Source organism: Streptomyces rubiginosohelvolus (assembly GCF_014649875.1).
Lineage (GTDB): Bacteria > Actinomycetota > Actinomycetes > Streptomycetales > Streptomycetaceae > Streptomyces > Streptomyces rubiginosohelvolus.
In genome coordinates this window covers 245,997-266,037 of record NZ_BMTW01000005.1, presented here as the reverse complement: position 1 = coordinate 266,037, position 20,041 = coordinate 245,997, and the positions used below count along the sequence as shown (strand labels likewise).

Genomic DNA, 20,041 nt, shown 5'->3' with positions numbered 1-20,041 from the left:
GGTGGCGGCCCTCGTCAGCTGAGTCCGGCCGTCCTCGCCCGCTCGACCGCGGGGCCGATCGCCTCGGCGAGCGCCTTCACGTCGTCCTCGGTCGAGGTGTGGCCGAGCGAGAAGCGCAGGGTGCCCCGGGCCAGGTCGGGATCGGTTCCGGTGGCGAGGAGTACGTGGCTGGGCTGGGCGATCCCGGCGGTGCAGGCGGAGCCGGTGGAGCATTCGATGCCCTGCGCGTCCAGCAGCAGGAGCAGGGAGTCGCCCTCGCAGCCGGGGAAGCTGAAGTGGGCGTTGGCGGGCAGGCGTCCGGCGGGGTCCGGGTCGCCGCCGAGCACGGCGTCCGGCACGGCCAGGCGCACGGCGGTCACCAGTTCGTCGCGCAGGGCGCCCACGCGCCGGGCGAACTCCTCGCGCCGTTCGGCCGCCAGCCCTCCGGCGACGGCGAACGAGGCGACGGCGGGCACGTCCAGGGTGCCGGAGCGCACGTGCCGCTCCTGGCCGCCGCCGTGCAGGACGGGCACGGGGGTGTGGTCGCGGCCCAGCAGCAGCGCGCCGATGCCGAACGGGCCGCCGATCTTGTGTCCGCTGACCGTCATCGCGGCCAGTCCGGAGCGGGCGAAGTCGACCTCCAGCTGACCGAAGGCCTGGACCGCGTCGGCGTGCATGGGGATCCCGAACTCCGCTGCCACCGCCGCCAGTTCACGTACCGGCATGATCGTGCCGATCTCGTTGTTGGCCCACATCACGGTGATCATGGCGATGTCGTCGGGGTTCTTGAGGATCGCCTCGCGCAGGTCTTCGGGGTGGACCCGGCCGTGGCGGTCGACGGGGAGGTAGTCGACGTTCGCGCCCTCGTGCTCGGCGAGCCAGTCGACGGCGTCGAGGACGGCGTGGTGTTCGACGGGGCCGGCGAGGACCCGGGTGCGGCGGGGGTCGGCATCGCGGCGGGACCAGTAGAGGCCCTTGACGGCGAGGTTGTCGGCCTCCGTGCCGCCGGAGGTGAACACCACCTCGCTGGGGCGGGCGCCGAGGGAGTCGGCGAGGGCTTCTCTGGACTCCTCGACGGTGCGGCGGGCCCGGCGTCCGGCGGCGTGCAGTGAGGACGCGTTGCCGGTGACGCAGAGCTGGGCGGTCATCGCCCCGATCGCTTCGGGAAGCATCGGGGTGGTCGCGGCGTGGTCGAGGTAAGCCATGGTGGGGCCGATTCTACGAGCCTGGGGTGGGGCGCATGCCGGGCGCGTCACGGCCTGGTCCCCGCGCACGCCTTCACGGAGCGCGGCGGACCGGTACGGAGACCGGCCGAAGGTCCCGGTCCGGAGCCCGATCCGGAACGGGGAGAGCGACTCACGGGGCCGCTTCGGGGCCTGTGTCAGCCCCCGATGCTCCAGGCGACGGTGCCGTTGGCGGTGACCAGGGCGGCGAGCACGGCGAGGTCGGCGACGCCCAGGGCGAGGCCGAGGAAGGCGCGGCCCCGGCGGCGGGTGTGCCGCGCGAGGGCCAGCAGCGCCATCACGATCGCCATCGGCCCGAGCACGATGTTGAAGACCAGCAGCCCGACGAGGCCGAGGACGAACGAGGCTACGGCGAGACCGTCCGCCTCACGGCCGACGGCCCGGCGCGGAGCGGAGTCGGGGGCCATCTCCGGCGCCGCATCCGTGCCGACGACGTCCTTGTCGAGGGCCGTGTCCGCGCCCCTGTCGGGGGCGGCGTCCGTGCGGTGGGTGCGGTCGATGAGGGTGAGGGTCATGGTGCGAGCTCCTTCGGATCGGTCCGGGAAACGGCAGGCTCGGCGGGTGCGGCGAGTCGGTACGTACGGCGGGTCAGTGGGTGCGGCGCGATGTGCGCTCGCGTACGGCGAAGATCAGCAGCCAGCAGCCGATCACGGCCGTGGCGGCCAGGGTCAGCGGCAGCGGGAGGTGGGCGACCGCCCCGAGGAGGATTCCCAGCAGGAGCAGCGCGGCGACGAGGACGAGCACGGCGGAACCTCTCTGTTCGACGACGAAAGCCGTTCGGAGTACGAGTGTTCACTGACTCGAAAGTCTAAACCCCGCACCCTTCCCCAGACTCGGAGAACGGTTGTTTACTGAATGGCATGAGTCACACTCCCGCCGGCATTCGCCAGACCCAGAAGCTCAGGACGCGCCAGGCCCTCCTGGACGCGGCGCTCGCCCTCCTGGAGCACCAGAGCCTGAGCAGCCTGGGACTGCGGGAGGTGACCCGGGCCGCCGGGGTCACGCCGACGGCCTTCTACCGGCACTTCGAGGACACCGCGGCGCTCGGCGTCGCCCTGGTGGAGGAGACCCTGGGCAGCCTGCACGGGCTGATCGCCGCGGTGCTCGCGGAGACGGGCGACAGCGAGGAGCGGCTGGACCGCAGCGTGGCGGTGATAGCGCGTCATGTCGGTGCGCAGCCCGCCCACTTCCGGTTCATCGCGCGTGAGCAGCACGGCGGGGTCGGCCCGGTGCGCGCGGCGATCGCGGCTCAACTGCGGCGGTTCGCCGAGGAGGTGGCGTGCGCGCTCGGCCAGGAGCCGGGGGCGGCGGGGTGGAGCGAGGAGGATCTGCTGATGCTCGGCGGCCTCTATGTGGACCACATGGTGATCACCACGTCGACCCTGCTGGAGGCCGGACCCGAGGGCGAGGCGGAGGTCGTCCGGGTGGCCCGGCGACGCCTGCGGCTGGTCACCATCGGCCGGGCGCACTGGCTCGACGAGGCACCCGCCAGGGACTGACAGGGACGGCGCCCCGCCCGGGACCGACTACGGCGGCGCCCGCCCGGGGCCGCCCCGGACGGGCGCGGGAGCCGTTCCCTTACGTCCGTAAGCCTTAGTACGTACGCATTACTTCGTGCGCGGGGCCTTGGCGAGCTGGCGGGACTGGGCGACGAGGCGGTCGGCGCTGTCCCAGACCTCGGCGTCCTCCTCCAGGAAGCCGCCGGCGAGGTTGCGGGTGGTGATGGCGACGCGCAGCGGGCCGGGCGCGGGGCGGCAGCGGATGTGGGTGGTCAGCTCGACGGTGGGGGTCCAGCCGGTCAGGCCCAGCTCGAACGAGGTCGGCGGCAGGGCGTCCACGGTGAGCAGAAGCGACAGCGGGTCCGGGTCGCGGCCGTCGGCCAGGCCGAACCAGCCGCGCATCTCGCCCTTGCCGGACGGGGCGCCGATCGCCCAGCCGACGGTGGCCGGGTCGAGCTTGATGTCGAGGCGGTCGGTGATGGCGGAGCTGCCGGGGATCCTGGGCGCGCCGTCGCTCGGGCCGAGGCAGTGGTCCCGGTCGGGCATGGCGGGCGGCAGGGCCGTGGTGCGGACGTCGTCGGGGAGCGTGTCCAGGTCGCCGTAGGTGGCCAGGACCCGGATGCGCTCGATCTCGCTGCTGTCCTCCGCGTACTGGAAGAGGGAGGCCTGGCCCGTGGAGAGGGTGCGGCCGGTCCGGACGGTCTGGGTGCGGATCACCGCGGGGCCGGGCACGGAGGCGGTGAGGTAGTGCGCCGAGACGGAGAACGGGTCGGGATGCGGCAGGGCTTCACCCAGGGCCCGGCCGAGCAGGGCCAGCAGATAGCCGCCGTTGACGGCGTGGATGATCGTCCAGCCCGCGGAGAGCTCGGCGCCGTAGACGCCCTCCTCGCGCAGGGTGACCGCGGTGTCGCGGTCGAACTCGCTGTCGCCGATGGTCGCCGGGGCGGTCCGCGCCGCTCCGGTCACTGCCTCAGTCGCTGCCTGTGCCATGGCATGCACGGTACATCCATTGCATTACTGAGCGGTAGCTTTTTCGTTGCCGAATCATGGCGGGCGGATCGCGGTGCAAGGCACCCTAGGTCGCCGCCGAGCCCTCCTCGGCCCGTGCGGAGGACCGGTTGTAGGCGCGGGGCGCCCGCCAGTGGAAGCGCAGCGCCAGCAGCCGCAGGACGAACGCGGCGATCACCGCCATCCCGCTGGTCAGCGCGTTCAGGGTGTCGAAGCGGATGCACAGGACCACCATGGTCGCGCCCACGATCGCGGGCACCGCGTACAGGTCGCGGTCCCAGCGCAGCAGCGAAGGGACCTCGTTGGCGAGGACGTCGCGCAGCACACCGCCGCCGACCGCCGTGGCCAGGCCGAGCGCGGCGGACGCGGTCAGCCCGAGGCCGTACTCGTACGCCTTGACCGTGCCGGTCACGCAGAACAGGCCGAGCCCCGCCGCGTCGAAGACGTTGACGCCGACCTGGATGCGCTCCACGTGCGGGTGGAGGAAGAAGACCAGGCCGGCGGCGAACAGCGGGGTGATGAAGTAGCCGAGGTCGGTGAAGGCGGCGGGCGGGATCGCGCCGATCATGACGTCACGGAACAGCCCTCCGCCCAGCGCTGTCACCTCCGCGAGAACCGCGATGCCGAAGACATCGAAGTTCTTGCGGACGGCGAGCAGGGCGCCCGAGATCGCGAAGACGAAGATCCCGACGAGGTCGAGCGCATGCTGGACGGAGGGCGTGAACAGTTCGGTGAGCACCGGGCAATTGTGCCGGTCCCGGACGCTCCCTAGGCCTTGGGGCTGCCCTCCGCCTTCTCCGTGGCGCCCGAAGCCTCGTCCGTGGCGTCGGCCGTCTCCTTCTCGACGTCCGTGGCGTCCGAAGCCTTCGCCCCGGTCTCCTCGGCGGCCGCCGCCTTCTCCTTGGCGTCCGCGTCGGCCTGGGCCGGTACGGTCACGGGCGCCTTCTCAGGGGCGTCGGCCGCCGGAACCTCGGTCTCGGTCTCGCCCTCCGAGACCTCCACCGCCTCGGCCGCCACCGTCTCCGTCCCCGTGACCGCCTCGATGCCGGTGGCCAGGGTCTGCTTCACCGTGCCGGCCTCGATCTCGGCCGTGAAGTGGCAGGCCACCTTGTGCCCGTCGCCGGTGTCCAGCAGCGGCGGACGCTCCGTGGCGCACTTGGTCTCCTGCACCCACGGGCAGCGGGTGTGGAAGCGGCAGCCGGCCGGCGGGTTCGCCGGGGAGGGCAGGTCGCCGTGGAGGAGGATGCGCTCGCGGCGGTCCTCGACCTCGGGGTCGGGCACCGGGACGGCCGACATCAGCGCCTTGGTGTACGGGTGCCGGGGCTTCGCGTACAGCGCGTCGCTCGGGGCCTCCTCGACGAGCCCGCCGAGGTACATCACCCCGATGACGTCCGAGATGTGCCGGACGACCGCGAGGTCGTGCGCGATCACCAGGTAGGTCAGGCCGAGGGACTCCTGGAGCTCCTCCAGCAGGTTGATGACCTGCGCCTGGACCGAGACGTCGAGCGCGGAGACCGGCTCGTCGCAGATGATCACGTCCGGCTCCAGGACCAGCGCGCGGGCGATGCCGATGCGCTGGCGCTGGCCGCCGGAGAACTCGTGCGGGTAGCGGGAGAGCGCGTTGGACGGCAGGCCGACCTTGGCCAGGATGTCCTTGATCTTCTCCCGGCGCTCCGTCTGGTCCTTGCCGATGCCGTGGGCGGCCATGCCCTCGGACAGGATCGACTCGATGTTCTGCCGGGGGTTGAGGCTGCCCAGCGGGTCCTGGAAGACCATCTGGAGGCGGCGGCGGAAGGCCCGCATCTCCTCGGACGGCAGCTTCGCCAGGTCGGTGCCGTCGAAGACGACCCCGCCGTCGGTGATGTCGTTCAGCCGCAGGACCGCCCGGCCGAGCGTCGTCTTGCCGCAGCCCGACTCGCCGACCAGGCCGTACGTCTGACCGGCCTCGATGGACAGCGAGACGCCGTCGACCGCGTAGACGTGGCCCACCGTACGGTCGAAGAAGAGGCCCTTCTTGACCGGGAAGTGGACTTTGACGTCGTCCAGTTCGAGCAGGCTCATGCCGGGACCTCCGCTGTGGGCAGGACCGGGTTGACGCAGCGCACCTGGTGTCCGGCCGTGCGTGGTTCGGTCAGTTCGGGGGTGCCGGTGAGGCACTCCATCGTGTAGTGGTCGCACCGGGGTGCGAACGCGCAGCCGTCGGCCCAGGCGATCTTGTCGTTGATGGAACCGCGGATCGGGTTGAGCGGCTCGCCGCGCGGTGCGTCCAGACGCGGGATGGAGCCGAGCAGCCCGTGCGCGTACGGGTGGGTGGGGTGGGCGAACAGTTCGCGACGGCCCGCCGATTCCACCGCCCGTCCGGCGTACAGGACGTTGACCTCGTCGCAGAGACCGGCGACGACACCGAGGTCGTGCGTGATCATCAGGAGGGCGGTGCCCTCCTGGTCGACCAGTTCCTTCAGAAGCTCCAGGATCTGCGCCTGGATGGTCACATCGAGTGCCGTCGTCGGCTCGTCGGCGATCAGCAGACGGGGCGCACAGGCGACCGCCATGGCGATCAGCGCCCGCTGGCGCATACCGCCGGAGAGCTGGTGCGGGTACTCCTTGAGCCGCCGCGCCGGGTCGGGGATGCCGACCCGGTCGAGCAGCGAGGCCGCTTCCTTACGGGCCTTCTCGCCCTTCAGGCCGCGGTGGCGCTCAAGGATCTCGGTGACCTGGATGCCGATCGGGACGACCGGGTTCAGGGAGGACAGCGGGTCCTGGAAGATCATCGCGAGCTGGCTGCCGCGCATGTCGCGGAGCTTGCGCTCGCTCATGGTCAGCAGGTTCTGGCCGTCGAACTCGGCGCGGCCGCCGATCCGCACGCCCTTGCGGGGCAGCAGCCCCATCAGGGCGAGCGAGGTGACGGACTTGCCGCAGCCCGACTCGCCGACCAGGCCCACGACCTGGCCCTGGTCGACGGCGAAGGAGACGCCGTCCACGGCCGTGGCGTCCTTGCGGCCGCGGGCGGTGAAGGTGACGCTGAGTTCCTCAACGGAGAGCAGTGACATGGGACTTCAGCCTCGCAACTTCGGGTCGAGGGCTTCGCGCATGGCCTCGCCGAGCAAGGTGAAGCCGAGGGCGGTGATGATGATCCCGACGGCCGGGTAGGCGGCCATCATCGGCTCGTTGTCGAAGAAGCGCTGCGCCTGGGAGAGCATCACGCCCCACTCGGGAATGGCCGGGTCGGGGTTGCCGAGCCCCAGGTAGGACAGGGCCGCGGCCTCGATGATCGCGGTGGCCAGGCTCAGGGTGGCCTGGACGATCACGGGGCTCAGCGAGTTCGGCAGGATCTGCGTGAGCACGATCCGCTTGCGCCGGATGCCGACCGCCTTCGCGGCGAGCACGTAGTCCGCGCCGCCCTGCACCAGCATCGAACCGCGCAGCAGGCGGGCGAAGATGGGGATCTGGACGACACCCACGGCGATCATCACGGTGGTCAGCGACTGGCCGAGCACGGCGGCGATGGAGACCGCGAGCAGCAGCGAGGGCAGCGACAGCATGATGTCGGTGAAGCGCATGATCACGGTGTCGACGCGCTGACCGGCCTTGCCACCGAGGGTGGCGGCGGCTCCGGAGAGCACACCGACGAGCGCGCCGACGATCAGGCCGATGAGCATGGAGACCACACCGACGAGCAGCGTCTGCCGGGCGCCGACGAGCCAGCGGGAGAACATGTCGCGGCCCAGGTGGTCCAGGCCGAACCAGTTCTCGCCACGCATGCCGACGAACTTGCCCTGGTTGGGGAAGACTTCGCTGCGCCAGTTCTGCGCGGTGGGCCCGTGCGGCGCGACCCAGGGGCCGATGATCGCGACGAGGACGAACGCGCCGATGATGACCGCGCCGATGATCGCCATCTTGCTGGAGCGCATCCGGCGGAACGCCTCGCGCCACAGGCTGGTGCCCGTGACGGCCTCCGAGCTCTGCGTCAGCTCGGCGAGACGGTCGATCTTGTCTGCTTTGTTGGTCAGGATCGTCACGTCAGTGCACCCGCACTCTGGGGTCGATGATGCTGTACGCGAGGTCGACCAGCAGGTTGATCAGCACGTACACCATCGCGATGAAGAGGATGAACCCGACGAGGACCGGGTAGTCGCGGCCGTCGATCGCGGTACGGATGAAGGAGCCGAGGCCGCCGAAGTCGAAGACGGACTCGGTGAGCACCGCTCCGGAGAGCAGGCTGCCGGTCAGCAGGCCGACCGCGGTGATCACCGGCAGCAGCGCGTTGCGCAGCACATGGCGTCCGCGCACGGTCTTCTTGTCGAGGCCCTTGGACTCGGCGGTGCGGATGTAGTCCTCGCCGAGCACCTCCAGGACGCTGGCGCGGGTCATCCGGACGATGACGGCGAGGGGGATCGAGGACAGTGCGACGGCGGGCAGGATCAAGTGCATGATCGCGTTCCAGCTCGCGTCGAACTCACCGGTCAACAGGCCGTCCAGGACGGCGAATCCGGTGACGTCGGTGGCGTTGATGCCGGAGTCGAGCCGCCCCTGGCTCGGGAACCACTGCAGCTGTACGGAGAAGATCCCGCGCAGCAGCACGGCCAGGAAGAAGACCGGGATGCAGATGCCGAGCAGCGATCCGGAGACGGAGGCGACGTCCAGCCAGCCGCCGCGGTGCTTGGCCGCGAGGTAGCCCATCGGGATGCCGACGACGACGGCGATCAGGATCGCCGCGAGGCTCAGCTCCACGGTGGCGGGGAAGGCGCGGGTGAATTCGTCCCACACCGGCTGGCCGGTCTGGGTGGAGGTTCCGAGATCGAGCTCGAAGATGCGCTTGAGAAAGCGCCAGTACTGGACGTGCACCGGCTCGTCGAGCCCGAGTGCGCGGTTGATTCTCGCCACTTCGGCTTCGGTGGCCCGCTCGCCCAGGATCGCTGTGGCGGGTCCGCCGGGCAGTCGGTTCAGCCAGAGGAACAGCAGGACCGACAGGCCGAGCAGGGTGGGAATGAGCTGGAGAAGTCTTCTTACGACGAGTCGCAGCACCCCGCATGCCCCTTTCTCACGTGCGTCGAAGCAGGACCGCCCGGCCACCTGGTTGCTGTGGCCGGGCGGACCCGCTGGTGTGCGATTACTTGAAGGAGACCTCGGCGAAGTTCTCCTGCGTCAGCGGGGAGACCTTCGGCGGGTTGACGTTCTTCGCGAACGCGATGGCCGGGGGCGACGAGGAGATCGGCACGCCCGGGACGTACTCGGCGATGGCCTCGTTGGCCTTCTTGTAGGCCTCGGTGCGGCCGGCCGGGTCCGTGATCTTCGAAGCGGCGTTCACGGCGTCGAAGACCTTCTGGTCCTTGAAGCCCCACTGCTTGTCCGGTCCGGCGAACCAGGTGCCGATGAAGTTGTAGCCGTCGTTGAAGTCACCGGTCCAGCCGAGCATGTGCAGGGCGCAGGAGCCCGCCTCGGTGGCGTCCAGGTAGTCCGGGGCCCACTTCATGGCCTTCGGCTTGATGGTGATGCCGGCCTTCTCCAGGTCGGCCTTCATCAGCTCGAACATGTCCTGCGGGGCAGGCATGTACGGGCGGGTGACCTCGGTCGGGTAGCAGAAGTCGATGCTCAGCTTCTCCTCACCGGCCTGCTTGAGGAGGTCCTTCGCCTTGGCGGTGTCGAACGGGTAGGTCTTCACCTTGTCCGAGTAGCCGGCGACCGTGTCGGGCATGAACTGGGTCGCGACCTTGCCGCCCTCGGGCAGCTGGGTGTTGACGAGGTTCTCGCGGTCGATGGCGTGCGTGATCGCCTGACGGACCTCGGGCTTCTTCAGCGCCGGGTTCGCCGACTGGCTCATGCCGATGTAGAAGATGTTGAAGACGTCACGGGTCGGAACCTCGTAACCCTCCTTCTCCAGCGTCGTCACGTCGGCCGGCGCGACCAGGTCGTAGCCGTCGATGTCACCCGCCTGGAGCGCCTGGCGGCGGGTCTCCTCGGTGGAGATGGTGCGGAAGACCAGGTTCTTCACCTTGGCCTTGGCGCCCCAGTAGTCGTCGAAGCGCGTCAAGGAGACTTCCTTGTTGCCCTTGTTCCACTTCGTGATCTTGTACGGGCCGGTGCCGGCGACCGTGCCGGCCTCCTGGCTGTACTTCGGGTACGTGATCGCGTCGCCCTTGGCGCTGGCGTCCTGCTTCGCGTACTCCTTGAGGGCCTTCGGCGAGTGGATCGCCAGGGCCTGGAGCGAGAAGCCGCCCGGGAGGTTCGCCGAGGGCTCGTTCACCTCGATGACAGCCGTGTTGTCGTCCTTGGCGGTGCAGGACTTGTAGTTCGGCTTGGGCGTCTCGGGGTCCTCGTTCTTCGCGAACCCGCCCATGATGGTCTGCCAGTAGTAGGAGACCGCGCTGGACTGGTACGTGCCCTTCCAGTTGAACCAGTAGTCGTAGTTCGCGCAGACCGCGGCGGCGTTGAACGCCTCGCCGTCGTGGAACTTGACGTTCTGGCGGAGGTTGAACGTCCAGACCTTGCCGGCCTCGTCGCTCGACCACTTCTCGGCGAGACCGCCGACGAGCTTGCTGCCGCCGGGCTCGTGCTCCAGAAGCGCCTCGAAGGCCTGACGCGTGACGCGGAACGTCTCGCCGTCGCTCGCGAGGGCCGGGTCGAGGGAACCGGGGTCACCGGCTCCGGCGAAGACGAAGGTGTCCTTGTCGCCCCCCTTGGCGTCACCCCCGTCCCGATCGCTGGAACAGCCCGTGGCGATCAGACCGACAGCGACCGCTGTCGTGATCGCCCGGACAGCCCGGGACTTGAATATGCGCATGGGTCCACCCCTGGTTCGCCATGTGGTGAGGTTTGATGGCCGCACACTACAGACGGTGCCTGCCGCAAGAGAACAGTCCGGATAGCGGTGAGACCTAGTCGAGACCCGGACAGTTAACAAACCGTCCAGTTCCGGGACATCCTCCCGGGGGAAGTTAACAAGCCGGACATCGAGGGGTGTTCGACGGAGGGTGACGGAGGGCGGAGCCCTTCCCCGCGACGGGGGTTCGTCGGACCCTCGGGGCTCTTCGGGTCAGCGCGGAAGCGGCGGGTAGCCGTAGCCCGGTGCGGAGGCCGGCGGCGGGCCCGCCGGGGCGTGGGCCTCGCGGTCGTAGAACGGGCGGGTGTTGGCGCGCAGCCACATGCCGACCGGGTCGTACTCGTCGGAGAGCGCGACGGTGGAGACGGGCAGCCCGTCGGGGACCGCGCCGACCGACTGCCGCATCATCTCGCGCACCGATTCGACGGCGGCGCGGCCGGTGTCGTAGAGGTCGAGGCCGATCGCGAGGTACGGGACGCCGATCGCGGGGTGCACCCAGGCGCGGCGCAGGGAGCGGATCGCGGGGGTGCGGTGGGCGTTCTGGGTGAGCAGGGCGTAGAACTGCGGGAGTTCGATGGCGGGTTCGCTCAGCCGGAGCGGTCCGGCGGGCAGCCGGTCCAGGCCGGTCGCGATACGGCGCAGATCGAGCCAGGGGATGCCGACGCCGCCGCCGGGGGCGTGCGGGTTGAGCCAGATGCCCCAGCGGTCGGGGAACAGGGCGCGGGCGATCTCGCGTCCGGTGACCAGCTCGTGGGCCCGGTTCCAGCCACTGGCGGAGAGCTCCTGGGCGGAGGTGACGCAGGGGGCGTACCCCAGACCGTCGATCTCCATGTTTCCGTACTGGGCGTCCGGCGAGCCGGCCGTCCCGTGCCAGAGCAGCATCCAGATCCGGCCCTCGGCGACAGCGGAGAGCAGCTCCTCGTAGGCGTCGTAACGCCCGGGGGTCACCTGGCGGAGCAGCTGCTCCACCTTTCCGGCCGCCGCGGTGCCTGACGCACTCACCCTGGGTTCCGCCCCTCGTCGATCCGTCGCAGATCCGTCGCATTCACGCCATCGTTCCCGGGCACACGGGAGCGACCACGCCATCAAACCAGCTTATGCGCCACTTCAGGGACCGACTTGACGCCGCGGTCCCGCGGCGCCCGGCCCCGCGGCCCTCACCGGCCCTCGCGCCGATGAGTCAGTGGCCCTCAGTGGCCCTCGCGGCGGTAGAACGGGCGTACCTTCTCCCGCATCCAGTCGCCCACGAGGTCCTGGGCCACATCGAGCAGGACCAGGTTGACCGGCCAGGGCACCTGGACCCGGCCGAGGGCCCGGCCGATGGCGTCCATGGGGGCGCTCTGCCCCGCTCCGTCCCAGGTGGCGAACTCGACGCCGACGAAGAGGACCGGGTCGCCGCCCTCGATGCTGGCCAGCGTCCGGCGGGCGGTGCTCACGACCCCGGTGGCCTCGAACTCCTCGGCCACGGCGGTGAGGAAGTCGACCGGGTCGTGCTGCCAGTCCGGCTCGAACAGCCGGACCCGGCCGCCGGTGGCGGGCCCGTCCAAGGCCGTGCGGCCCGCCCGGCAGAGTTCGGCGACGGCGGGCGGCGGCAGCGGTATGCCGACGGCGCCGCCCGGGTTCACGGCGATCCCGACCTGCGGGGGCAGGCCCCGGGCGAAGTCGCGGGCGGGCGCGACGGTGAAGGACATGTGGCTGCCGACGCAGCTGAGGAACTGGGCCTCCGAGCTGAAGACCGGGACGAAGGCGGCGCCGTCGATCTCCATCATCGGCAGGTCGAGGTCCGCGCTCGCGGGGGTGCCGCCGTTCGGCAGGGGCACCCAGACGGAACTGCGACCGAGCACCTCGACCAGGCGGCCGCCCGCGTCCGGGACGCCGAGCGAGGCCGTCAGTACCTCTTCGAGCTCGTTGGCGGGCCACCCCTGCTGGGGGTGGGCCGGTGCGGGTGCCGGAATGTCCACTGGCTCTGTGCCCTCTCTCAACCGCCCGGGCCGCGCCGCGGCGGCCCTCTGCTCCGGCCAGCACCCTAACCGCAGCGGGCGGTGGAAGCTCAGGCGTCCGTGAACGAGATCCGGCCGAGCGCCCCCGCGGCCTCGCGGTCGAGCAGCACCGCGGAGGTGCAGCCGGCGGGCAGCAGGCCCTGTTCGGTGTCGCGGAGCAGCCGGGCCACCGCGTGCCGGTGGCGGGCGAAGGCGTAGCCGGAGACCCCGCGGCCGCGCTCGCGCTGCCCCTGCCGGGCCACCTCGGGCGTCACGTCGAGCAGGATCAGATGGAAGGTGCGGCCCCGGGCCACCGCGTGCCGGGCGAGCCAGCGGCGTACCCAGGTCTGGGTGCCGCAGTCGTGCACGACGACGGACTCACCGGAGCGCAGGGCTTTCCGCAGGCCGAGGTAGTGCGCGGCGCGGACGAGGGGCCGGTAGAGGGCGTAGGGCAGTAATCCGGGCACGGCGGCGGCCCAGCTGTCGCGGGTGTTCTGGGAGTCGATGGCACGCCCCTGCACGGCCCGCCGGATCAGGGTGGACTTGCCGCTGCCGGGGAGCCCGGAGACCACGACGATGTCACCGGCGGTGAGATCGAGGCTGTACGGGCCGTTGCCGGTGCGCCCGCGCAGGTCACGTACCACCGGCGCACGGGTCTCCAGCAGCTCCCGCACGGGAGCGCTGCGCCGGGCGGGCACCGCGCCGTGCGCGACCCCCGCGGCCGGTACCGACCGCTGCAACGTCATCGCCATCCCCCTGCTGTCGGGTCTCGCCCATCTGCTTCTGAAGTGTAAAGAAAAGGCAATGCGGCACAACCGACATCGGACCCGCCGTCCGGATCATGCCCCGATCGCGGGGCTTCACGTCTCCGGGGAACGGAGTGGAGACCGGGCCCCCCACTCCGGCCCGATGCATGCGATGATGACCCCGCCAACTGCATACCGGCCGTTCGAATCCGCGCGGGAGAGTTCCGGCCACAGTGTGAGCCGGGCGCCGAAGGAGCAAGATCCTCCCTTGAATCTCTCAGGCCCCGTACCGCGTGGATGAGGCAGATCTGAAAAGCGAGTCGCCCCGCGACTCCACCCAAGGTGCAAGCCGAGCCCCCTGAACAGGGGCGCCCTCCAGGGGCATACCCCGCCAGGGGCTATCGGCGAACCTCTCAGGTTCCGATGACAGATGGGGAGGATTTTCCGTCCTGACGTCGTCATGCCCTGGAGCCGTATCCATGAGCACTGCCCCCCGTCTCACCGCCCTCGACGCGCTGCACCGCTCGCTCGGCGCCACCATGACCGACTTCGCGGGCTGGGACATGCCCCTGCGGTACGCCAGCGAGCGCGACGAGCACAACGCCGTACGCACCCGGGCCGGTCTCTTCGACCTCTCTCACATGGGCGAGATCACCGTCACCGGGCCCGAGGCCGCCGCCTTCCTGAGCTACGCGCTGGTGGGCAACATCGCCACCGTCGGCAACGGCCGGGCCCGCTACACGATGATCGTCCAGGAGGACGGCGGGATCGTCGACGACCTGATCGTCTACCGGCTGGGCGAGACCGAGTACATGGTGGTCGCCAACGCGGGCAACGCCCAGATCGTGCTGGACGCGCTGACCGGGCGCGTCGGCGGCTTCGATGCCGAGGTGCGCGACGACCGGGACGCCTACGCGCTGCTCGCGGTCCAGGGCCCGGAGTCCCCCGCGATCATGAAGGCCGTCACCGACGCCGATCTGGACGGGCTGAAGTACTACGCGGGCCTGCCGGGCACGGTCGCCGGGGTCCCCGCGCTCATCGCCCGTACCGGCTACACCGGCGAGGACGGCTTCGAACTGTTCGTGGCGCCCGAGCACGCCGAGCAGCTGTGGCGGGCGCTGACCGAGGCCGGCGCGCCGCACGGCCTGATCCCGTGCGGGCTCTCCTGCCGGGACACGCTGCGCCTGGAGGCGGGCATGCCGCTGTACGGGCACGAGCTGACGACCGCGCTGACCCCGTTCGACGCGGGCCTCGGCCGGGTCGTGAAGTTCGAGAAGGAGGGCGACTTCGTCGGCCGCGAGGCGCTGAAGGCCGCCGCCGAGCGCGCCGAGACCGCCCCGCCGCGCAAGCTGGTCGGCCTGGTCGCCGAGGGCCGCCGGGTCCCGCGCGCCGGTTTCCCGGTCGTGGCCGACGGCAAGGTGATCGGCGAGGTCACCTCCGGCGCCCCCTCCCCCACCCTGGGCAAGCCGATCGCCATGGCGTACGTGGACGCGGCCTTCGCCGCGCCGGGCACCGAGGGCGTGGGCGTGGACATCCGGGGCGCGCACGAGCCGTACGAGGTCGTCGCGCTGCCGTTCTACAAGCGCCAGAAGTGATATTCCGGAACAACCCGGACCCTCATGCCAGCGTGCGGGCGTCACAGAAGTGACGTACCTCCGTCTCACACCGCAAGACCACCGTTCATCAGCACTCCCCCGCGTACAGGAGAATTCAGGTCATGAGCAACCCCCAGCAGCTGCGGTACAGCAAGGAGCACGAGTGGCTGTCGGCCCTCGAGGACGGCGTGGCCACCATCGGCATCACGGAGTACGCGGCCAACGCGCTCGGTGACGTCGTCTACGCCCAGCTCCCGGAGGTCGGTGACACGGTGACCGCGGGCGAGACCTGCGGCGAACTGGAGTCGACCAAGTCCGTCAGCGATCTGTACTCGCCGGTGACCGGTGAGGTGACGGCGGCCAACCAGGACGTCGTGGACGACCCCTCGCTGGTGAACTCCGCTCCCTTCGAGGGCGGCTGGCTGTTCAAGGTGCGCGTCGCGGAGGAGCCGGCCGATCTGCTCTCCGCCGACGAGTACACCGCGTTCTCCGGCAACTGAGACCTTAAGGGACCCCCTGATGTCGCTTCTGAACTCCTCCCTCCACGAGCTGGACCCGGACGTCGCCGCCGCCGTCGACGCCGAGCTCCACCGTCAGCAGTCCACCCTCGAAATGATCGCCTCGGAGAACTTCGCTCCGGTCGCCGTCATGGAGGCGCAGGGCTCCGTCCTCACCAACAAGTACGCCGAGGGCTACCCCGGCCGCCGCTACTACGGCGGCTGTGAGCACGTCGACGTCGTCGAGCAGATCGCGATCGACCGGATCAAGGCCCTGTTCGGCGCCGAGGCCGCGAACGTGCAGCCGCACTCCGGTGCGCAGGCGAACGCGGCCGCGATGTTCGCGCTGCTGAAGCCGGGCGACACGATCATGGGCCTGAACCTGGCCCACGGCGGTCACCTGACCCACGGCATGAAGATCAACTTCTCCGGCAAGCTCTACAACGTGGTCCCGTACCACGTCGACGAGACCGGCGTCGTGGACATGGAGGAGGTCGAGCGCCTCGCCAAGGAGTCCCAGCCGAAGCTGATCGTGGCCGGCTGGTCCGCCTACCCGCGCCAGCTGGACTTCGCCGCCTTCCGCCGGATCGCGGACGAGGTCGGCGCGTACCTGATGGTCGACATGGCGCACTTCGCGGGCCTGGTCGCCGCCGGGCTGCACCCCAACCCGGTGCCGCACGCCCACGTCGTGACCACCACCACGCACAAGACCCTCGGCGGTCCGCGCGGCGGCGTGATCCTCTCCACCCAGGAGCTCGCCAAGAAGATCAACTCGGCGGTCTTCCCGGGCCAGCAGGGCGGCCCGCTGGAGCACGTGATCGCGGCGAAGGCGGTCTCGTTCAAGGTCGCGGCGGGCGAGGAGTTCAAGGAGCGCCAGCAGCGCACCCTGGACGGCGCGCGGATCCTGGCCGAGCGCCTGGTCCAGCCGGACGTCACCGAGGTGGGCGTCTCCGTCCTCTCCGGCGGCACCGACGTGCACCTGGTCCTGGTCGACCTGCGCAACTCCGAGCTGGACGGCCAGCAGGCCGAGGACCGGCTCCACGAGCTGGGCATCACGGTCAACCGGAACGCCATCCCGAACGACCCGCGTCCCCCGATGGTCACCTCGGGCCTGCGGATCGGCACCCCGGCGCTGGCCACCCGCGGCTTCGGCGACGAGGACTTCGCGGAGGTCGCGGAGATCATCGCCTCCGCCCTCAAGCCGTCGTACGACGCGGACGACCTCAAGGCCCGCGTCGCCGCGCTGGCCGAGAAGTTCCCGCTGTACCCCGGCCTGAAGTAGCACCTGGCCTGCGGTTCCGCGCATCCGGACGGGGCACCGCGCACACTGGAGAAAAGTGAGCGCGGTGCCCCGTTCCTTGCCCCCGCCGGTCCTACTCATCCCGCTTGCCCCGCTTGTCCCGCACCACCCAGGCAGACAACGGCGTCTTCCCACCCCCCAAGGAGTCTTCCCGTGGCCATCTCGGTCTTCGACCTCTTCTCGGTCGGTATCGGCCCCTCCAGCTCCCACACGGTGGGACCGATGCGCGCCGCCCGGATGTTCGCGCGCCGCCTGAAGAACGAGGGCCTGCTCGCGCACACCGCCTCGATACGGGCCGAGCTGTACGGCTCCCTCGGCGCGACCGGCCACGGGCACGGGACACCCAAGGCGGTCCTGCTCGGCCTGGAGGGCGAGTCGCCGCAGACGGTGGACGTGGAGAGCGCCGACACCCGCGTGGAGGAGATCCGCTCCACCGGCCGGATCAACCTGCTGGGCATGCACGAGATCCCGTTCGCCTTCGACGACGACCTGGTCCTGCACCGCCGCAAGGCGCTCCCGTACCACGCCAACGGCATGACGATCTTCGCGTACGACACCGAGGGCGCCCCGGTCCTGGAGAAGACGTACTACTCGGTCGGCGGCGGCTTCGTCGTCGACGAGGACGCGGTGGCCGGGGAGAACCCGATCGTCCCGGACGACACGGTCCTCAAACACCCCTTCCGTACCGGCGACGAACTGCTGCGGCTCTCCCGCGAGACCGGCCTGTCCATCTCCTCGATGATGCTGGAGAACGAGCTGGCCTGGCGCACCGAGGCGGAGATCCGCTCCGGTCTGCTGGACATCTGGCGCGTCATGCAGGCCTGCGTCTCGCGCGGTATGTCCCGCGAGGGCATCCTCCCCGGCGGCCTCAAGGTCCGCCGCCGCGCCGCGAACACGGCCCGCCAGCTGCGCGCCGAGGGCGACCCGCAGGCCCACGCGATGGAGTGGATCACCCTCTACGCGATGGCGGTCAACGAGGAGAACGCCGCGGGCGGCCGCGTCGTCACCGCCCCCACGAACGGCGCGGCGGGCATCATCCCGGCCGTCCTGCACTACTACATGAACTTCGCGTCCCACGGCTGCACCGAGGCGGAGAAGGAGGACAGCGTCGTCCGCTTCCTCCTCGCGGCGGGCGCGATCGGCCTGCTCTTCAAGGAGAACGCCTCGATCTCCGGCGCCGAGGTCGGCTGCCAGGGCGAGGTCGGCTCGGCCTGCTCGATGGCGGCCGGCGCTTTGGCCGAGGTCCTCGGCGGCTCCCCCGAGCAGGTGGAGAACGCCGCCGAGATCGGCATGGAACACAACCTGGGCCTGACCTGCGACCCGGTCGGCGGCCTCGTCCAGATCCCCTGCATCGAGCGCAACGGCATGGCGGCGGTGAAGGCGGTCACGGCGGCGCGGATGGCGCTGCGGGGCGACGGCAGCCACAAGGTCTCCCTCGACAAGGTCATCAAGACCATGAAGGAGACCGGGGCCGACATGAGCGTGAAGTACAAGGAGACGGCGCGGGGCGGGCTCGCGGTGAACATCATCGAGTGCTGAGGACGTGGGCCCTGACCAGCGCGTTTATATCTTTCAGCGCTGTCAGGGCCTTCCCTGCTTGCACGGCGGAAAGTCCCTGGACCGCCCCTGGGCCGGACGCGAAAGTCCCTGCCGGGTCCCTCGGCGATGTGCGCTTGACCTGGAAGTTCGCGACACCCGCGCATCTGTGGATGTCTCTCCGACACACCCGGTCGGAGAATCATCCTCATCCAATAACAAGAGTTTTGTTAAACTCGGCCGCATGGCTACCTCCCAGGCGCCCGGCGAAGGACCCGTCCGACCCGTATCGGTCTCCCTCCACGAAGGCACCATCGCTGCCCTCAAGGCACGTACAGGCAAACGAGGCATGTCCGCCTACGTCGAGACCCTGATCCAGCGCCAATTGGAACGGGACCGCCTGCGCGAGCTCATCGAAGACGCGGAAGCCGAACACGGCCCGGTCGATCAGGCGGCGGTCGACGCCAAACGCGCCATTCTCCGCGGCGACGCCGCGGGCTCGGCGGACGCCGCGTGAGCGGCACGCTCGTCCTGGACTGCGAAGGCCTGTCCAAACTGGTGCGACGCACGCCCGAGATCAGCGAGTGGCTGGCCGCGGCCGAAGCCGAAGACATCCGCGTCATCACCAGCTCCGTCACCCTCGTCGAAGCACGCGACCCCAGGGTCAACCAGGCCCGATTCGACTACGCAGTCTCCCGCGTGAACATCATCCCGCCCACCGAAGCCGTCGCCCGCCAAGCGAGCAAGCTCCTGGCCGCGGCCGGACTGCACGGCCACAAGTACGCCCTCGACGCCATCGTGGCCGCCACCGCACTCACCTCGCCAACCCCAGCGACCGTCCTGACATCCGACCCCGAAGACCTCCTGATGCTCTGCGGCCCCAGCATCCGCGTCATCAAGGTCTGACCGCGAGGCCGCGACCCGACCCACCTCTTGTGCGAATCAGAGCACTGTGGGGCCGACATGAGCGTGAAGTACAAGGAGACGGCGCGGGGCGGGCTCGCGGTGAACATCATCGAGTGCTGAGGGAGTGGGCCCTGACCCGTGCTGATGGGCGTGGGGTCCGGAAGTCCCCGGGGCATTCTCCGAGCGATGACGCCCCGGGTCAGGACGAGGGCGTCTCGTTCACCATGCGGGTCACCGCGTCTCCCGCCTCGGGCAGCTCGGAGAACACGCAGTCCCAGCGCGCTCCGAGTTCCTTCAGCGCGGCGGTCGGCGGATGGCCGTTCGTCGCCGCGTTCAGGTCCGCCATCTCCGCGAAGAACCCGTCCAGGGCCGGCGAGGTGATGAACAGGAACCGGCACTCGACCTCTCCGGCGTTGTAGGGCCGGTGGACCTCGCCCCGGGGCACGACCGCGTACTCCCCCGCGCTCAGTGTCAGCGTCCGCGCGCCCACATCCAGGCTCAGCTCGCCAGCAAGGACCCGGAAAGCCTCATCGTGGTGCTCGTGCACATGGGGTGGCGGGCCCGGCGCGTGGGGAGCGTGGGAGTACTCGATCAGCGAGTACGCCCCTCCGGTCGCGGAGCTGTCGATCTTCACTGTCATCGGCGCTCCGGTCGGGCCGGGAAACCTGCGTCCCTGGCCGGCCGCCACCACTGCCGGATCACTCATACCGCACCACCGTCTCCGATCCGTCCCGCTGTCCCATCATTCCGCTTCTGCTCCGTCCCGGCCATCGCCGCAGTCCGCCGGTCCCGGGGCGGGCTCACGGCACGGCGAGCATTTGATTGCGTATCCGTGGATCCGCCTCCTCGGATATCCGTAGGCACAGCCGTGGCATAGCTTCGGGCCGCGGTGACCGGGCTTGCGGAAGGAACCTGCGCGCGTCGTCCTCCCG

At 70.4% G+C, this 20,041-nt stretch carries 21 protein-coding genes and 1 riboswitch; of the genes, 7 read left to right on the top strand and 14 right to left on the bottom strand.

What is annotated here, in order from left to right; genetic code table 11:
- Nucleotides 1–14 precede the first annotated feature (14 nt).
- The 3 genes from IE134_RS15410 to IE134_RS15400 all read right to left on the bottom strand — a co-directional run bounded on the left by IE134_RS15410 (nt 15) and on the right by IE134_RS15400 (nt 1,967).
- Nucleotides 15–1,184: a cysteine desulfurase family protein gene (locus IE134_RS15410; RefSeq protein ID WP_189430779.1), complete on the bottom strand. Its 1,170-nt coding sequence runs from the start codon at nt 1,182–1,184 to the stop codon at nt 15–17.
- A 176-nt stretch (nt 1,185–1,360) separates the two neighbouring features.
- Nucleotides 1,361–1,738, bottom strand: a complete 378-nt coding sequence (locus tag IE134_RS15405; RefSeq protein ID WP_030714925.1) for a DUF4190 domain-containing protein — start codon at nt 1,736–1,738, stop codon at nt 1,361–1,363.
- A 73-nt stretch (nt 1,739–1,811) separates the two neighbouring features.
- Nucleotides 1,812–1,967, bottom strand: coding sequence for a hypothetical protein (locus tag IE134_RS15400; RefSeq protein ID WP_030714935.1), 156 nt, complete (start codon nt 1,965–1,967; stop codon nt 1,812–1,814).
- Between the two features lie 116 nt (nt 1,968–2,083).
- Between IE134_RS15400 and IE134_RS15395 the strand changes: the two genes are divergently transcribed.
- The gene (locus IE134_RS15395) at nt 2,084–2,722 is read left to right on the top strand and encodes a TetR family transcriptional regulator (RefSeq protein WP_030714939.1); all 639 of its coding nucleotides are present in this window, start codon (nt 2,084–2,086) and stop codon (nt 2,720–2,722) included.
- 108 nt (nt 2,723–2,830) lie between these two features.
- Here IE134_RS15395 and IE134_RS15390 read toward each other — a convergent pair whose 3' ends face one another.
- The 10 genes from IE134_RS15390 to IE134_RS15345 form a co-directional block, all read right to left on the bottom strand.
- Nucleotides 2,831–3,712: a thioesterase family protein gene (locus IE134_RS15390; RefSeq protein ID WP_189430776.1), complete on the bottom strand. Its 882-nt coding sequence runs from the start codon at nt 3,710–3,712 to the stop codon at nt 2,831–2,833.
- 85 nt (nt 3,713–3,797) lie between these two features.
- The gene (locus tag IE134_RS15385; protein WP_010059993.1) at nt 3,798–4,469 is read right to left on the bottom strand and encodes a trimeric intracellular cation channel family protein; all 672 of its coding nucleotides are present in this window, start codon (nt 4,467–4,469) and stop codon (nt 3,798–3,800) included.
- 29 nt (nt 4,470–4,498) lie between these two features.
- Complete coding sequence (locus tag IE134_RS15380; RefSeq protein WP_189430774.1) at nt 4,499–5,791, bottom strand: ABC transporter ATP-binding protein; 1,293 nt, start codon at nt 5,789–5,791, stop codon at nt 4,499–4,501.
- Entirely contained in the window at nt 5,788–6,780 is a 993-nt protein-coding gene (locus IE134_RS15375; protein ID WP_030714952.1) for an ABC transporter ATP-binding protein, read from the bottom strand. The genes IE134_RS15380 and IE134_RS15375 overlap by 4 nt, the downstream gene beginning before the upstream one ends.
- A 6-nt stretch (nt 6,781–6,786) precedes the next feature.
- Complete coding sequence (locus IE134_RS15370) at nt 6,787–7,749, bottom strand: ABC transporter permease (protein ID WP_030714954.1); 963 nt, start codon at nt 7,747–7,749, stop codon at nt 6,787–6,789.
- Between the two features lies 1 nt (nt 7,750).
- Nucleotides 7,751–8,755, bottom strand: a complete 1,005-nt coding sequence (locus IE134_RS15365; RefSeq protein WP_030714956.1) for an ABC transporter permease — start codon at nt 8,753–8,755, stop codon at nt 7,751–7,753.
- 85 nt (nt 8,756–8,840) lie between these two features.
- On the bottom strand, nt 8,841–10,511 hold the full coding sequence (locus tag IE134_RS15360; RefSeq protein WP_097985904.1) for an ABC transporter substrate-binding protein: 1,671 nt from the start codon (nt 10,509–10,511) through the stop codon (nt 8,841–8,843).
- A 252-nt stretch (nt 10,512–10,763) separates the two neighbouring features.
- On the bottom strand, nt 10,764–11,552 hold the full coding sequence (locus tag IE134_RS15355; RefSeq protein WP_030714961.1) for an enhanced serine sensitivity protein SseB C-terminal domain-containing protein: 789 nt from the start codon (nt 11,550–11,552) through the stop codon (nt 10,764–10,766).
- A 188-nt stretch (nt 11,553–11,740) separates the two neighbouring features.
- Nucleotides 11,741–12,511: an enhanced serine sensitivity protein SseB gene (locus IE134_RS15350; RefSeq protein WP_010060002.1), complete on the bottom strand. Its 771-nt coding sequence runs from the start codon at nt 12,509–12,511 to the stop codon at nt 11,741–11,743.
- 89 nt (nt 12,512–12,600) lie between these two features.
- Nucleotides 12,601–13,275, bottom strand: a complete 675-nt coding sequence (locus tag IE134_RS15345; protein ID WP_030714964.1) for an AAA family ATPase — start codon at nt 13,273–13,275, stop codon at nt 12,601–12,603.
- 204 nt (nt 13,276–13,479) lie between these two features.
- Nucleotides 13,480–13,577: riboswitch (glycine riboswitch) on the top strand.
- Between the two features lie 177 nt (nt 13,578–13,754).
- On the opposite strand from IE134_RS15345, the gene gcvT reads away from it, so the two are divergent.
- The 6 genes from gcvT to IE134_RS15315 all read left to right on the top strand — a co-directional run bounded on the left by gcvT (nt 13,755) and on the right by IE134_RS15315 (nt 19,109).
- Complete coding sequence (gene gcvT, locus IE134_RS15340; RefSeq protein ID WP_030714965.1) at nt 13,755–14,870, top strand: glycine cleavage system aminomethyltransferase GcvT; 1,116 nt, start codon at nt 13,755–13,757, stop codon at nt 14,868–14,870.
- 122 nt (nt 14,871–14,992) lie between these two features.
- Nucleotides 14,993–15,370: a glycine cleavage system protein GcvH gene (gcvH, locus tag IE134_RS15335; RefSeq protein ID WP_010060008.1), complete on the top strand. Its 378-nt coding sequence runs from the start codon at nt 14,993–14,995 to the stop codon at nt 15,368–15,370.
- A 19-nt stretch (nt 15,371–15,389) separates the two neighbouring features.
- Nucleotides 15,390–16,649, top strand: coding sequence for a serine hydroxymethyltransferase (gene glyA / locus IE134_RS15330; RefSeq protein WP_097985901.1), 1,260 nt, complete (start codon nt 15,390–15,392; stop codon nt 16,647–16,649).
- A 171-nt stretch (nt 16,650–16,820) separates the two neighbouring features.
- The gene (locus IE134_RS15325) at nt 16,821–18,206 is read left to right on the top strand and encodes an L-serine ammonia-lyase (protein ID WP_030714969.1); all 1,386 of its coding nucleotides are present in this window, start codon (nt 16,821–16,823) and stop codon (nt 18,204–18,206) included.
- Nucleotides 18,207–18,447: 241 nt separating this feature from the next.
- On the top strand, nt 18,448–18,720 hold the full coding sequence (locus IE134_RS15320; protein ID WP_097887073.1) for a hypothetical protein: 273 nt from the start codon (nt 18,448–18,450) through the stop codon (nt 18,718–18,720).
- Nucleotides 18,717–19,109, top strand: a complete 393-nt coding sequence (locus IE134_RS15315) for a type II toxin-antitoxin system VapC family toxin (RefSeq protein WP_126930713.1) — start codon at nt 18,717–18,719, stop codon at nt 19,107–19,109. The genes IE134_RS15320 and IE134_RS15315 overlap by 4 nt, the downstream gene beginning before the upstream one ends.
- Before the next feature lie 199 nt (nt 19,110–19,308).
- Here IE134_RS15315 and IE134_RS15310 read toward each other — a convergent pair whose 3' ends face one another.
- Nucleotides 19,309–19,815 (bottom strand): cupin domain-containing protein, encoded by a 507-nt coding sequence (locus tag IE134_RS15310; RefSeq protein ID WP_189430772.1) that lies wholly within the window; start codon nt 19,813–19,815, stop codon nt 19,309–19,311.
- Between the last annotated feature and the right edge of the window lie 226 nt (nt 19,816–20,041).